The organism is Maribacter polysiphoniae, assembly GCF_003148665.1.
Classification (GTDB): domain Bacteria; phylum Bacteroidota; class Bacteroidia; order Flavobacteriales; family Flavobacteriaceae; genus Maribacter_A; species Maribacter_A polysiphoniae.
In genome coordinates this window covers 1-12,927 of record NZ_QGGQ01000017.1, presented here as the reverse complement: position 1 = coordinate 12,927, position 12,927 = coordinate 1, and the positions used below count along the sequence as shown (strand labels likewise).

The 12,927-nt window shown below is 32.7% G+C and carries 16 protein-coding genes; 13 read left to right on the top strand and 3 right to left on the bottom strand.

Annotation, left to right across the window (positions count from 1 at the left end):
- Window positions 1-85 precede the first annotated feature (85 nt).
- A complete protein-coding gene (locus tag LX92_RS21460) occupies window positions 86-448 on the bottom strand; it encodes a hypothetical protein (protein WP_146197895.1) in 363 nt (120 codons plus the stop codon).
- A gap of 1,057 nt (window positions 449-1,505) precedes the next feature.
- Here LX92_RS21460 and LX92_RS21450 point away from each other — a divergent pair.
- Both LX92_RS21450 and LX92_RS22325 read left to right on the top strand, forming a co-directional pair.
- Window positions 1,506-1,748: a hypothetical protein gene (locus tag LX92_RS21450; protein WP_109654981.1), complete on the top strand. Its 243-nt coding sequence runs from the start codon at window positions 1,506-1,508 to the stop codon at window positions 1,746-1,748.
- 432 nt (window positions 1,749-2,180) lie between these two features.
- A complete protein-coding gene (locus tag LX92_RS22325) occupies window positions 2,181-2,483 on the top strand; it encodes a hypothetical protein (RefSeq protein ID WP_146197894.1) in 303 nt (100 codons plus the stop codon).
- Window positions 2,484-2,734: 251 nt separating this feature from the next.
- On the opposite strand, the gene LX92_RS22850 is transcribed toward LX92_RS22325, so the two are convergent.
- A complete protein-coding gene (locus LX92_RS22850; RefSeq protein ID WP_223308455.1) occupies window positions 2,735-3,643 on the bottom strand; it encodes a hypothetical protein in 909 nt (302 codons plus the stop codon).
- Between the two features lie 391 nt (window positions 3,644-4,034).
- On the opposite strand from LX92_RS22850, the gene LX92_RS21435 reads away from it, so the two are divergent.
- From LX92_RS21435 to LX92_RS21375, 11 genes are all read left to right on the top strand, one after another.
- The gene (locus tag LX92_RS21435; RefSeq protein WP_109654976.1) at window positions 4,035-4,646 is read left to right on the top strand and encodes a hypothetical protein; all 612 of its coding nucleotides are present in this window, start codon (window positions 4,035-4,037) and stop codon (window positions 4,644-4,646) included.
- A gap of 17 nt (window positions 4,647-4,663) precedes the next feature.
- A complete protein-coding gene (locus LX92_RS21430) occupies window positions 4,664-5,035 on the top strand; it encodes a hypothetical protein (protein ID WP_109654974.1) in 372 nt (123 codons plus the stop codon).
- A gap of 23 nt (window positions 5,036-5,058) precedes the next feature.
- Window positions 5,059-5,379 carry a hypothetical protein gene (locus LX92_RS21425; protein ID WP_146197893.1) on the top strand — a complete coding sequence of 107 codons (321 nt, stop codon included), beginning with the start codon at window positions 5,059-5,061 and terminating at the stop codon, window positions 5,377-5,379.
- A 135-nt stretch (window positions 5,380-5,514) separates the two neighbouring features.
- The gene (locus LX92_RS21420) at window positions 5,515-5,904 is read left to right on the top strand and encodes a hypothetical protein (RefSeq protein ID WP_109654970.1); all 390 of its coding nucleotides are present in this window, start codon (window positions 5,515-5,517) and stop codon (window positions 5,902-5,904) included.
- Between the two features lie 262 nt (window positions 5,905-6,166).
- A complete protein-coding gene (locus LX92_RS21415; RefSeq protein WP_146197892.1) occupies window positions 6,167-6,988 on the top strand; it encodes a hypothetical protein in 822 nt (273 codons plus the stop codon).
- Between the two features lie 179 nt (window positions 6,989-7,167).
- Entirely contained in the window at window positions 7,168-7,722 is a 555-nt protein-coding gene (locus LX92_RS21410) for a hypothetical protein (protein WP_109654966.1), read from the top strand.
- 5 nt (window positions 7,723-7,727) lie between these two features.
- The gene (locus LX92_RS21405; RefSeq protein ID WP_146197891.1) at window positions 7,728-8,015 is read left to right on the top strand and encodes a hypothetical protein; all 288 of its coding nucleotides are present in this window, start codon (window positions 7,728-7,730) and stop codon (window positions 8,013-8,015) included.
- A gap of 1,696 nt (window positions 8,016-9,711) precedes the next feature.
- Window positions 9,712-9,999, top strand: coding sequence for a YciI family protein (locus LX92_RS21390; protein WP_109654957.1), 288 nt, complete (start codon window positions 9,712-9,714; stop codon window positions 9,997-9,999).
- A 276-nt stretch (window positions 10,000-10,275) separates the two neighbouring features.
- Window positions 10,276-10,563 carry a helix-turn-helix domain-containing protein gene (locus LX92_RS21385; RefSeq protein ID WP_170117921.1) on the top strand — a complete coding sequence of 96 codons (288 nt, stop codon included), beginning with the start codon at window positions 10,276-10,278 and terminating at the stop codon, window positions 10,561-10,563.
- Window positions 10,564-10,683: 120 nt separating this feature from the next.
- Window positions 10,684-11,187, top strand: a complete 504-nt coding sequence (locus LX92_RS21380) for a hypothetical protein (RefSeq protein WP_109654952.1) — start codon at window positions 10,684-10,686, stop codon at window positions 11,185-11,187.
- The gene (locus tag LX92_RS21375; RefSeq protein WP_109654950.1) at window positions 11,184-12,491 is read left to right on the top strand and encodes a DUF3987 domain-containing protein; all 1,308 of its coding nucleotides are present in this window, start codon (window positions 11,184-11,186) and stop codon (window positions 12,489-12,491) included. The genes LX92_RS21380 and LX92_RS21375 overlap by 4 nt, the downstream gene beginning before the upstream one ends.
- Window positions 12,492-12,618: 127 nt before the next feature.
- Here the strand turns inward: LX92_RS21375 and LX92_RS21370 are convergent.
- The coding region (locus LX92_RS21370) for a transposase (RefSeq protein WP_146197832.1) at window positions 12,619-12,927 on the bottom strand (309 nt) is incomplete at its 5' end.

The following is a 12,927-nucleotide window of genomic DNA, read 5'->3' as shown; positions in this document are numbered from 1 at the left end:
ACTCGCCACTATTATCTATGTTTAATATTTGAATTCACCTATGAAGACTTTAACTTTTCAGTAAATAAAAGTTCAAATAAAGGATTTATTTCCTTTTTCTAAGATAGTAGTAGCCCGGACCATCGCACGGCAGGTAGCTCCCATTAAAAATCTCGTCTTTGCTGAGGACGCGCATATATTCCTCCAGCGTATGGCCACAACTTTGGATCAGATACGTGTTTTTGTCGTACGTAAGCTTTAGATAATCATATTCTTCTTTTTCTAAAGAGGTGTAACTCCCTCTTGCAATGCTGGTACTATCTGAATATGTGCGCTGTTTTATAAATGTACTATCAGGGAAAAATTGGATGTACTCGTTAAAATCCAGGTCTTCCTTTTCAATAATTTGGCCAGAGAGTCCTGCATCGACATACTGTAATTCATAGAAATTGTCTTTTACATCACCCATAACTTCATCATTTGATTCACATGCTATAAGGGTGAAGAGGATTAAATATATAAGAGGTAATGCTTTCATAAGAGAGTTTTCTATAAGATGTAGAATCTTTTATAGGTTGCGCAAGGCACATTTTATAGAGTTTACTTTTGTGCGTATCTTTATTAAAAGTTCAAATAAAGGATGAAATGAAGAAAAGGCAACTACTGACGCTCCATTTCTTGAGCTTCTTGAGGATAACTTTAAATTAAATTTTACCATTGCGATTAATTTGAAATTGATCATAATGAATTTGATAAGCTTCAACACGAAGAAAGGAAACGGAGAGAAGAAAAAGAAAATTAATAAATATGGCAATAAATATTGGTGATCAAGTAAATATTGCATTGTCCAATAGATTAAAACTGAATATTCTTTTTGTAGATTTTATAATATTTAGTTTTCTATTTTTAACAATAGAGGGTATGATATATTCTCAAGTTGATTTTGATAGAGTTTTTCCTTGGTTGTTTAGATTGTTAATATATTTCATGTTTTTTACTTTATCAGAACTTTTATTTAACCGAACATTGGGAATGAGACTTTTTAAGGTTTCTCTAGTTAATAAAAAAAGAGGTGAATTAAGTAAGGCTTTTGTTAAGTATTCATTTTTAGTTGTTCTAGATAGGTTTATATTAATAATACTACTTTACTTCTTTCGAATATTTTTCCACAGTAAGAAAAACTTACTTATTAGTGAAAAGTATAGTGGATTAAGATGGTCTAGAAAACAATATTAAATTAAACGATGGCAAAGATTATAATTTTGATTAGAGTTTGTGTTTTTTTAATCTGTAGGCTTCCCCAAAATGTAATCTCCCCTTATAACAGAATTGTTTAAAAGTAGAATTGATTAACTTTAAGTCTAGATGGACAAAAGATAAGTTAGGACACTATCTCGGCGAACCAGATTATAATTAAAAGTTTAAATAAAGGATGAGATAGGACACTTTCTCGGTGAATTTTATGTTCATATTTGAATTATTCCAAAATTGAACGTTTTTTGTAACTTTACTTAAAAAGTAATCGCATGAGTACATCAGAATTAAATAAGACTAAAAAGGAGCTAGTGGGGTGGATTCAATCATTAACCGATGATTCCATTTTAGGCCTGCTTAGTTCTGTTAAATTATCAAGTGAGGGTAAGACTTCAGACTGGTGGGAAGAGCTTACCGAAAGCGATCGGGTCAATATCCTGAGTGGTATCAGAGATTATCAGCAAGGTGAAACCATGAAATCCAGCGATTTTTGGAATGGATTGACAAATGGATAGAGCTTACGAGGTGGAATGGACAAAACGGTCCTTACTAAACGCCATTGCCATCAAAAAATACCTGAATGTAAAATTTACGAAGAGAGAGGTGTCTAAATTTGAGAGTCTACTTCGGCAATTTGAACTAACGGTTTCCAATTTTCCTACATTATATCCTGAATCAAAAAATCAAAGACATTTGAGACGGGCTGTCATTCATAAAAACACAACTGTTTTTTACATTTTTGCTAAAAACAAAGTAACCGTTATAGCTATGAAAGATAATAGGCAAATGAACGCTAGTAGTTAGACCGGGTTATAGTTAGGACACATTCTCGGCGATCCAGAATAGAATTAAAAGTTCAAATAAAGGATTATTAAATACAGCGATTTTGTTCTTAATTAGATGTATAAGGATGTAAAATACATCTATATAAACAAATTGTACTCAAGTTGACAAAAGTGATTAAAAAAGTTAAAACTCTTAATTTTATTATTGTTCTGGGAATAATAGCATCTTATTTTCTGGACTTTTTTAACCCATTAATTTTCGGAGTTTATTTTATTCTGAATGGCCTTTTTTCATTTATCCTATTTGCAGTAAATAAAAAACCTTTGTGGATTGGAATAACAAGTGGATTTGATTACGGAATAAAAAAATTGTTAAAGAGCCACTACAACAGGTATTTAAATCTAACCAGCGGAATTATTTGTGTAGTTTTTGGATTTTTAATGCTCAGACATTATTATGGATAAAAACCTGAGTACAACAATGACTCCTATGAAAAGTCCTAGTCCATTTCTCTATGGTTTATATAAGGGCCGAGAAAGGACACTTTCTCGGCAAACCGGATTATAATTAAAAGTTCAAATAAAGGATGAAATTAAGTAAGGTTTATAATGCTAATTATTTTATCAAATCATTTATAATTTGAACATCTAGTAAAGCAAAAACACGGTTTACAATAATTAAGAAGCATTCGTGCGGTCGGTACGACCGAGGTCACTTATCCCCCTAATTTAAAATTGACCACCACAAAACCAATTTGTTGGCTAGGTGCGTTGGAATCCAAATTCCACTTATGCTTAAATGCAGTTTTCTTTGCGGGTTCCAATAAACAAGGATCATTATTGGTTGTGCCCTTAACCCCTGGTATTGCACTGATTACCTTTCCTGTGCGGTCTACAACTATTTTTACAACGACCCGGCCTTCTTGGTTGCATTCCTGTTGTACCGCGCCCTTACTGACCAAAGATCTTCCATTTAAACCATACCCCCCTGTTCCACTTCCAGAACCAGGACTCCCGTAATAACTTGTTGCATAGGGATAACCATTAAATCGACCCTGTTTGTCGTTATTTTCTCCCATCAGGGCATCGAGTTTTTTCTTATCAGGCTCCTGGTCCTCTTTAACGGCAACTTCGGTGACACTATCGAAATTATTGAAAAATTTAACGGTTAGATCCTTAGTCGATATGGCTTTATTTGAAGCTGACCGATTAACTTCTTGAATATCGTACATTTTAAGTATATATCTAACAGTATTAATATTGCTGTTTTTCATTTTATTCACTTGTTCATTTGTCAAAGAGTACACTGCTTTGGCAGTGTCATCTACATAGGAGGATTCTCCCCTGTCCATGCAAGTTATAACAGTTCCATCATCAAGATAAATTATTAGTTTTCCACTAATTATTGTTCCTTGCAGTGAAGATTTTGTAGTTACGGCAATAACCGCCGTTGCTCCATCCTTGGCAAATAATACATTCAGGTCTTCCCTGCCATCTAAATTAGATTGTAGTGCAAAAGATTCAGTACAGGGGTAACTATTTTCGCCAATGAAGAATAAATTCTGTCCGTTAGCTGTTAGTGTAATGAACAGCATGGAAATTAAAATAATCGGAATCTTTTTCATATTTCCTTTTATCAAATTATTGCTAATGCGTTTTATTCGAGAATAAATATAGCATTTATACCCATAGCACTTAAAAGATAAGACCTATGCAAAAATAAAGATTACATAAGAGTATTTCGGGAAGGTTGTACAGAAAAGAGTAAGTGGGGATATAGCCTTTCCTAAAAATGTAGCCTTGTCCCTTTTCTTGCGCAGTTCAAAACTCAAAATCATTATCTTTATAAAAGTTCAAATAAAGGATGAGTTAACGGCTTCATTTAAGTTGCTTAATCATCACTAAATAACATCAAGGAAAGTATTCACTTGCTTTTTATCTTAGCTCGTTACACTTCCTTAATTAAAGTATAGAAAAACGATCATAAAAAAATAATAGATTTGGCCTATAGCGTCTATGAAAAAAGTTTTTAGTAGAAATGACCAGCACTTTTCTAAAGTATCTTTTGTTAATTGGCGTACTGATGGTGGAGATGATATAAGTAACTTACTTGTTTTAGCTGATGGTTACTTTAGTTCAGGAATAGAATTAACCCAAAGATGTTTGAATGACAACAACTGGAAGGTGGCCGATAAACTTATTTTTCCAATTTTCCATAACGTTAATCATGGAATAGAGTTATACTTGAAAGCCTTAATATGGAAAGTCAACAGGCTACTCGATATACCCAATAGAATAGAGGGTAAACATAATATCAAACAGATTTATGAAAATGCTAAAGCCAAAATCAAACTCTTTCATGGAGCAAATGGAGTTAAACACTTTGATGCAGTTACAAAAGAACTTAAATTGTATATAGAAGAACTTTATGAGATAATTCAGGAGAATCCAGATCAAAATAAAATCGATTTTTCTAGATACCCAATATCTAAAGATTATGAACGACATTTTTACGCTAAACAGTGGGATAATATTGAAGTTGATTTAGAAAACCTGAATACAATGCTTTTAGAGATTTATGAGAAGCTTGAAGATTTAACATCCTATTATTATCATGAAGAGTTTTGATAAAAGTTAGAAGTGTAATGCAAACAAAATTTATTAGAGTTGAAAAGGGTATAGGAGGTAAAACTAAATTTAGTTTCTTCCAATTAGATGTGTTCAAATTTCTTCATGAAGAAATGGGGTATTCATATATTAGAATTAAAGGTAAAGGCAAGTATATTAAATCGACTGCAGGTGGTTACGAAATAGTTCGTTTTCAGGAGCTCAGAGATGATTTCACGGAATATTTAAGAAATGATTTTGATTATAACTTACTTCCTGAAGATATTTCACGGGAGGACCTTATGAATAAGTACTATCAAAAAAATCCTATTACACAGCCATATGCTAGGGCTTATTTCTCATCTATAGATATACCTAATGAGATTACTTTGGCAAGGAAACAAAAATAATGGGTTAAAAAGAAATCTTAACAATGGCACCATCTTCAGAAATATCAGAAAACCGAATACTTGAAATATATATTGAAGCTAAAAGACGAATGGATTTATGGCTATCTCATTCAACATTTGATGAAATGACCGTTAAGGGAAGCAAAATTAGGTTTGATATGGCATTGGGATTATATGGTGGTTATCCTTTTGAAAAGCCAGAATGGATGAAAAATAAAGCATTCGATGATTTTGTTACAGAATCCGAATTCGACACATCGGAATATCAAGAAGTTATCAATCAACTTTTTGAACAAGCCGAAGAAAAAACTAAATTTAACAATGGCTCTAATTCTTATCGTTGATGAATGTTGGGGCGAAAGAAAAGCCGATACTATTGTCAAAGTTCGATTAAATGATGAGAAAGGACACTTTCTCGAAGGACCAGAATAGAATTAAAAGTTCAAATAAAGGATTATTAACTTAGACATAACAATAGGATGAAAACCTCTTTTGTGAAATATGTTTCTGATTGGAAGCTGAGCCCTATGGCTTATTGGGTTCATATCGAGACAGATTCCAAACCTTGGTATTTATCTCAAGAATTTGAACCTCCAGCTCCTAAGCGATTTGGAACCTTAGGCTTTCCACAACTGACCGTTGAATTTAATGGTCATTCATTTATATTTACAAGTAAGGAGCAACTAGAGCAATTTATTGAAATCATGGGAAGGAAACTTTTACCAAGTTCAATGGAACTGTCAAGTAATCGCACTGGCTTTAGGGGGCCAAACAGTCATTGGTTAAGTAGACTCCCAGGGAAAACCAAACCTTGGAAATATCGTGAAAAGCTTGTTGGATTTTGCAAAAAGCTTGAGTTCCCAAAATAATTAAAGTCTAAATAAAGGATGATTCTCTTTGTCATCTTTGCTCGCGTTTGATTCGATCGCAATAATAAGGACCTAGGTACTGTTCAGATTCCAAGAAAATCATAGAAGGGCGGAAAACCTATGAAACGATATCACCATGTGTATCTAGCCGAAACCTCTCTGTCACTTCTATTTTAGCTCGTATTAATAATTAGGAAACTACTATATTTATAAATAATAAATAACAGGCTGTAAACATACGAGCCGAACCGTTATAAGCAATTTGAGAAAAATAATTACCATATCAGTTTTTCTAATAATAATTATCTCTTGTAATCGCACAAAGGAAGAGGTTATTGTTAACCGATTAGAAAGTGAATTAAATAAAAGAGGTTTAGAAATTGATTCAAGTTTTGGCCTTCTACTTACCATCAGCCCGAATAATGACAAATTTGAAAGCTTGAGTACTAGTGTATATGAACTTATGGACTATAAAAACGAGGATACACTAAATAAAAAAATTATTGAACAAGCCGTAAGATTAGAAAACTGGTTTGGGATTCCTGAATGGGAAAAATCCAAACATTCGATTTTTCCTTATCTCAATTCTCTAACTTCGAAAAAAGATTCGTTATCTGTAATTTACCCATTGAATAATCATTATGGATACTACTTTCATCATCAGAATTATGACACTCACAAATACACACCTATTACTCAAAGAGAGCTGAAAATTTGGAATGTTCCTATTCAGAAGATTGTAAAATGGGCTTTTACTAATTTAGAAAAAGAAATAAATTTTGAAGTGTATTTGGACACTTTAGAAAATAAGGATATTTATAGATTTAGACCTTTCAATGAGAGATATCACACCTCTATAATGTTCACAAACAATTTTAAGGAAGAACTAAAGTTAAAACTGGATTATCCATTCTATTCCGTTCTAAGACCATGGTATTATCCAACTATCATATTTGGCCATGATGATTTGAATTTTTTCAAAACCTACCTAGAAACTAAAAGCATTGAAAATATAGATACTGAATATCCTTATGAAATGAAGATTATAAAATATGCAGAAAATGAAATTAAGATAATTGAATAATTAAAAATAGCTTATAACAATACCTCCTATGAAAAGCCCTAGTCCAGTTCTTTAAAGTTCATAAAAACGATTATAAAATACAGCGATTTTGTTCTAAATTAGGTGTATATAAATGTATTTTACATCTATATAAACAAGTTAGGGGCTATTTTGCACAAACAAAAACCAAACGATTAAAAATGAAACAATTTAAGTACCTTTTACCGCTTTTTTTTATTACCATTTTTGCTTGTGATAAAACCGAAAACAAAGAAGAAGAAAGCAATACACCATCTGGTACTTATCTGACCATAAATGGAGATACCCGAGAAATTGTGAGTACTGGAGATTCTGAATTGCGGATTACAAAGGAGATTGTTCAAAGTCCGCAATGGTATGATTTTGACGAAGAATTCAAGGTAATACAATTAGAAATTTACGACCCTAACAATGCATTAATTGCGAACTTCGGGGATTACAATTATCGTGATTATTTAATGATAAGGTTCGCTGTACGCAATGATTTTTCAGGTGGTTCGTACAAAACAACAAATGATACTAAAAACCTACCTGCACAAAACGAGTCCATTGCAGTTTTTTTAGGTTTAACTCAATTCATAAAAATTAGTCAAATCGGACAAACCTTTGAAATTAAGAACGATGGAAACAAATGGATTTTAGAATTTAAAGACTTGAAGTACGACGGAGATGATAATACGGCAACAATTAGCGGACGGATAATTTTAAATAAATGAATCTGATGAATCAAGAACTAAAGTCTAAATTGACCAAAGTGAAAACTTTGATTTCGAACGAAGACAAAGAAAAAGACATTATTGAACTTTCAGATAAAATAGGCAATCGTGTTTTGATTGAATATCTTGAAATTATAGGCTCGGGAGAAATTGAGTACATAGTCGATAATTCGTCTAATCCAGGTTATATGAAAGAGTCTGGTGGAAAAGTGAGTTTATGGCATAAAAATATGAATGGAATTTGGACAATTTTGAATTGGCAAATTAAAAGATTACTAAAGGAAACGGAATAAATATACTGTTGGATTTTACTCAAAAGCAACAGTTATGTAGATGGACTTTTGAGCAAATTTGCGCATGGACGGAAAAACTCGGAAGGAAAAAACTGCCCCTAATAACTAAGCATTCGCGTGGTCGGTACGGCCAAACATGAAGGCGTGTTGACTGAACCGATTCTTGGTCGGTTTGCCCTATAAATAAATCCGTTAAATTCACTAGTACACTCCCAATAGCCATAATCCAATGCAACCTAAAATAAGAAATGAAAAAAGACTTATTATAGCGGTTGATAAATGATTTTCTTCAGAAAAAGTGTCCTGTTTTGCATATAATCTAAAGTGCTTTAGCATTGTAATAAATGCTCCATAACCAAGATAGAACAAAAAAGCACCAAGACCCCATTTTAATATTTGCATCTTTTAAATTTTAAGAGATTTCTCTTCATTAATAATGTTTAAGATTTGATGATTAGGTTTTGTTAAACCACTATTAATATTTAACTTATCCCATATAATCATGAATTATGTTTGATGTTATATTCTGGTCAGTTCTAATATACATATATGTATCCGTTTTATATTTAATATATTGCAAATTTTCAACTAGAAATTTAAATAATAATCCATTATTTGGATTTATTAATGAAACTCTTTTGCTGCCAGGGTTTTTTATTGGCTTATGGATGTTATTTTATCCTGGATTCGAGAAGGCTCTCTTTTTTATTCCTGACAATTGGACAAACATGAATGAAGATGGTGAAATATTTTCTATAAAAAATGGTGCATCCATGGCACTAAGTTTTGCCGTTAGTGTATATGTTTTATTAAGTCGAGATAATTTATTTAAAAAGCGGAATTGATTCAACTCTGGGATTGTATTCGGCCGTTCAATTGAAGAGGGCATCACTCGCATTTGCTTAATTCCAAAAATACGGTAGGCATTCCGTAGCCCGTAAACAGTATGCTTGAAAAAACTGTCCGATGGCGTTTTGTGCCGGGATTTCAATGCGTGCAGGTAATCATCAATTCCCAACGGACTGCAGCTGAGATGAAGGTTAACGTGCGCATGTAAGCTCCCCCTAAAACGAAATTGTTTAAAAGTAGAATTGATTAACTTTAAGTCTAGATGGACAAAAAATGAGAAAGGACAATATCTCGGCGAACCAGATTATAATTAAAAGTTCAAATAAAGGATCATATAATAGAAATATAGTTACTTGTAACTATATACAATTGTTCTAAGCAATTTGAATAACACAGATATCATATACCAAACAAAACCTAAACTTAGTATCGCTGGAATTGTCATTTCAATTCTTATCGCATTTGTAATAGTATTTATGATCTCCTCCCTTAAAACCGAACTGTTTAAAAGTAGAATTGATTAACTTTAATTCTAGGAAGGTAATTGATTAAGGATGAGATAGGACACTTTCTCGGCAAACCAAAACAGAAATAAACGATAGAATACTAGTGAGAATTCGAGTTTATACCCACTATAAGGTTATTTACTCAAAAAATAACTAAGGTTTGTTCTATTGCTTTCTAAGCTACAGTAGCCTTTCCATTTTCTTGCACGGTTCAGAATCCAAATCAGTATCTTTATAATAGCTCAAATAAACTATAACCAAACATACGAGCTGAACCGTTGTGTGTCATACCCAATCAGAACGCAAATTAAATTTAAAAACGAACTAAAACAAAGATCTAAATGTTCATAATAAACTTGACTTATAAAACCGAACTTGAAAAAATTGACCAATTTCTAAATGAGCATATTGAATTCCTCAATGAACAATATGAATTAGGACACTTTCTTGCTTCAGGACGAAAAATACCAAGAACAGGCGGAATAATATTATCAAATGTTGAATCTAAATCTGAGTTGGAGAAAATTACTGGTAAAGACCCTTTCAAGAAAAATGATTTAGCGGATTATGAACTGACTGAATTTGTACCGAGCAAAACTTGTGATGAGTTGAAATTCTTAATGGAATGAAAAAAGCATGAACAAAGAACAATGTATCCTATGAAAAGCCTTAGTCCATCCCAATAGTCCCGATAGTTATCGAGAGGGAAGAAAAGTTCAAATAAAGGATTGTTTTTTTAGTTGAAAAGCTTAAGCTTTCTTTAATAAATTCTACTTTTTTATTTACCCACTTATTTTTTATTAACAATCGGGTGTTAACCCTGCGTTGAAATATTCGGTTTAGAATATTGACTTTTTTTAAATTATATATACTTTTTTTGGTCTATGAATTTAAATAGTCTGAAAATGCTTAAAAAAACAACACAAGTAGATCACGTAAGTGCAGAAGATTTGACTCGTACTATATTGGATGGGGTCGAACAAAAAATCAATGCCTTTGAGGAAAGACTAACCTCCAAAGAACCACCAGAATTTTTAAACAGAAATCAAGTAGCAAATTATCTCGGAATCTCCTTGCCTACCGTTCACGATTGGTCAAAGAAAGGGATCTTAAAGCCATATAAAATTGGTAATAGAGTAAGATATAGAAGAGAAGATATCATTGCTACATTGGAACGTTCTAGGGAATCATGAATTTCATGGGTAATCAAAAGCTGAAAAAATGTTTCATAAGGAAAGCTGAAAACCCTCTCAAGCGGCAAGAAAAATAAAGCTGGGTATTCTTAAACAAAATAAATCTATAAAACAATTTTCATGAACCTTAATCAAGCAATAGAACATCTTTCAATGCGATTACAAGGCACTCATCTGGAGGTCAATAATCAGGATAAAAAAGCATTTAATTGTATGCTAGAATATATTAATACCACCTTAGATGAATCATTTAAGCGCAATAAAAATTTTGCTAATCTATATGCCTATTGTCTTGGTTTCTTAATGGATATGTTCCAAACAACGATTGACAATCCAATTCCGCACAAAGAGCTGCATAAAATTATTGATACTTCATTTGAAAATATTATTGAAGATATAACCAATAAAATGAACAACCGATTAAGGTGTTCATTACTAAAACATGCAGGCGGCCAATTGGATAAACAGCAGTTGGTTTCTTTCCAAAAAAACGGTAAGGTGGTTGAAAACCTTATTAAACTGTTGTCAATTAGTAATAATAGAAATGCCTTTTTAGAAAACGTCTGGTCTGTAGAAGAAGTGTCGAGAGGCATCAAAGTTCAACTTGAAAATTTCAATCCATGATATTTAACAAACTACCATTGGACGAGAAATCGGACCAAAACAAAAGATTAGCCCGAAAAAAATTAGAAGAGATAATTGATAAATTACCATCTGCGTATAGTGAGATTGTTGAACAAGCCTTCTTGCATAAAAGAATACCAAAAGAATACATGTTGGCTTCAATTCTATTCGCTTTTAGTAATGCCGCAGGCTTAGCATTCAAAGTAGAGCATAATGGTTATGAAAACTATGCCAATCTATTTTTCGCCCTAATTGGCAGTAGAGGTGATTCAAAATCACCAGCTATGAGTCTTGCTACAACCACACTAAATGACTTTGATAACGAAGGATATAGCAAGTATCTAAAAGAAAAAAAAGAGGCTAATGACAATGTCGATTCTACCAATGACATTATAAATATCAAACGAAAACAATTATTGATTCAAAATGCCACAATAGAAGCGGCTATGTTTATTCATAACCAGAACCCATACTCCATAGGATTGTTTGTAGATGAGTTGTATGGCCTAATCGAAAAAATGGGCAACAATAACAATAATGAGGGGGCAAATTGGAGATCATTTTTACTTCAGGGATTCACCAATCATCATATCGACGTAGGAAGAAAGACAACCGAAAGTTATAGGATGTCCAAATCATACCCTACAATTTTAGGGTCCATACAGCATCAGTTCATTCCAAAAATGTTCGCCAACGGTAATCTTGAAAGTGGCTTTATCGATAGAATATTATTTACAACACCATTGACCAGCAACAATAAACTGTCTAAAGGATTTATCGCTCCATTTGTAATTGACAACTACAACAATTCTCTTAAAACCCTCTTGGATTACAGAAAACATATGGAAAGTGAAAAAAAAGATTTCACTATTCCGTTTGAAAAAGATGCGGAGGATATGTTAAACGATTATCTTCAAAGGCTTATTTACGAAAAAGATAGTCTTCCTAGTCTACAAGAGGAATACAATGCTAAAATGCAGATAAGCATATATAAACTTATTATTCTAGTCCATTTAATGAGTAATTCCATGAACAAGGATTACCAATCTAAAATAACTGCTAAAACAGTCGATTTAGCCATCCTTATCAATGAATTTTATTTTATCAATTTCAAAATAGTATTAGGTTTTAAAAGTAATGACATTGATAATAAAATCTTCAATAAAGAATTGATTAAAAGAGCTAAACGGAACAATGCATCCCAAAAACAAGTAGTGGAATTAACAGGAATCTCCAAGAGTCAAGTATCAAAGTTATGGAACAATAAGAGTTCAGGAAACTGGAAACCGGAAACCAATCTCTGAAATACCCTATTAACATTACTTACTTGGCAGAATTGGTCATTAGTTTAAGTTTCCAAACTAATTGAGGTACTTAAAGCGTTGGAAACTTAGTTTAGAAACATAATAACGTCTAACGCGGGTCTGTAAATTAAACTCTGTCCGTTGTTCCAATTCCTTTGGGGCTAGCCCCAAAGGAATTGGCGTTTAAGACCAGTGGTATCCTCTCCCCAAATTTAATATAAAGTTGTTGAACGGTAAGACTCCAATTATGTAATGGGCTTGTCCACTTTTTTTCGATGTTCTTTGTGGCCAGGTATACCAGTTTCAACAAGGCCATGTCGTTGGTAAATGCCCCCTTGGTCTTGGTTACCTTACGAACTTGGCGATGAAAACCTTCCACGGCGTTGGTCGTATAGATGATCTTCCTGATGGGTTCGGTGTACTGGAAGTACTGCGA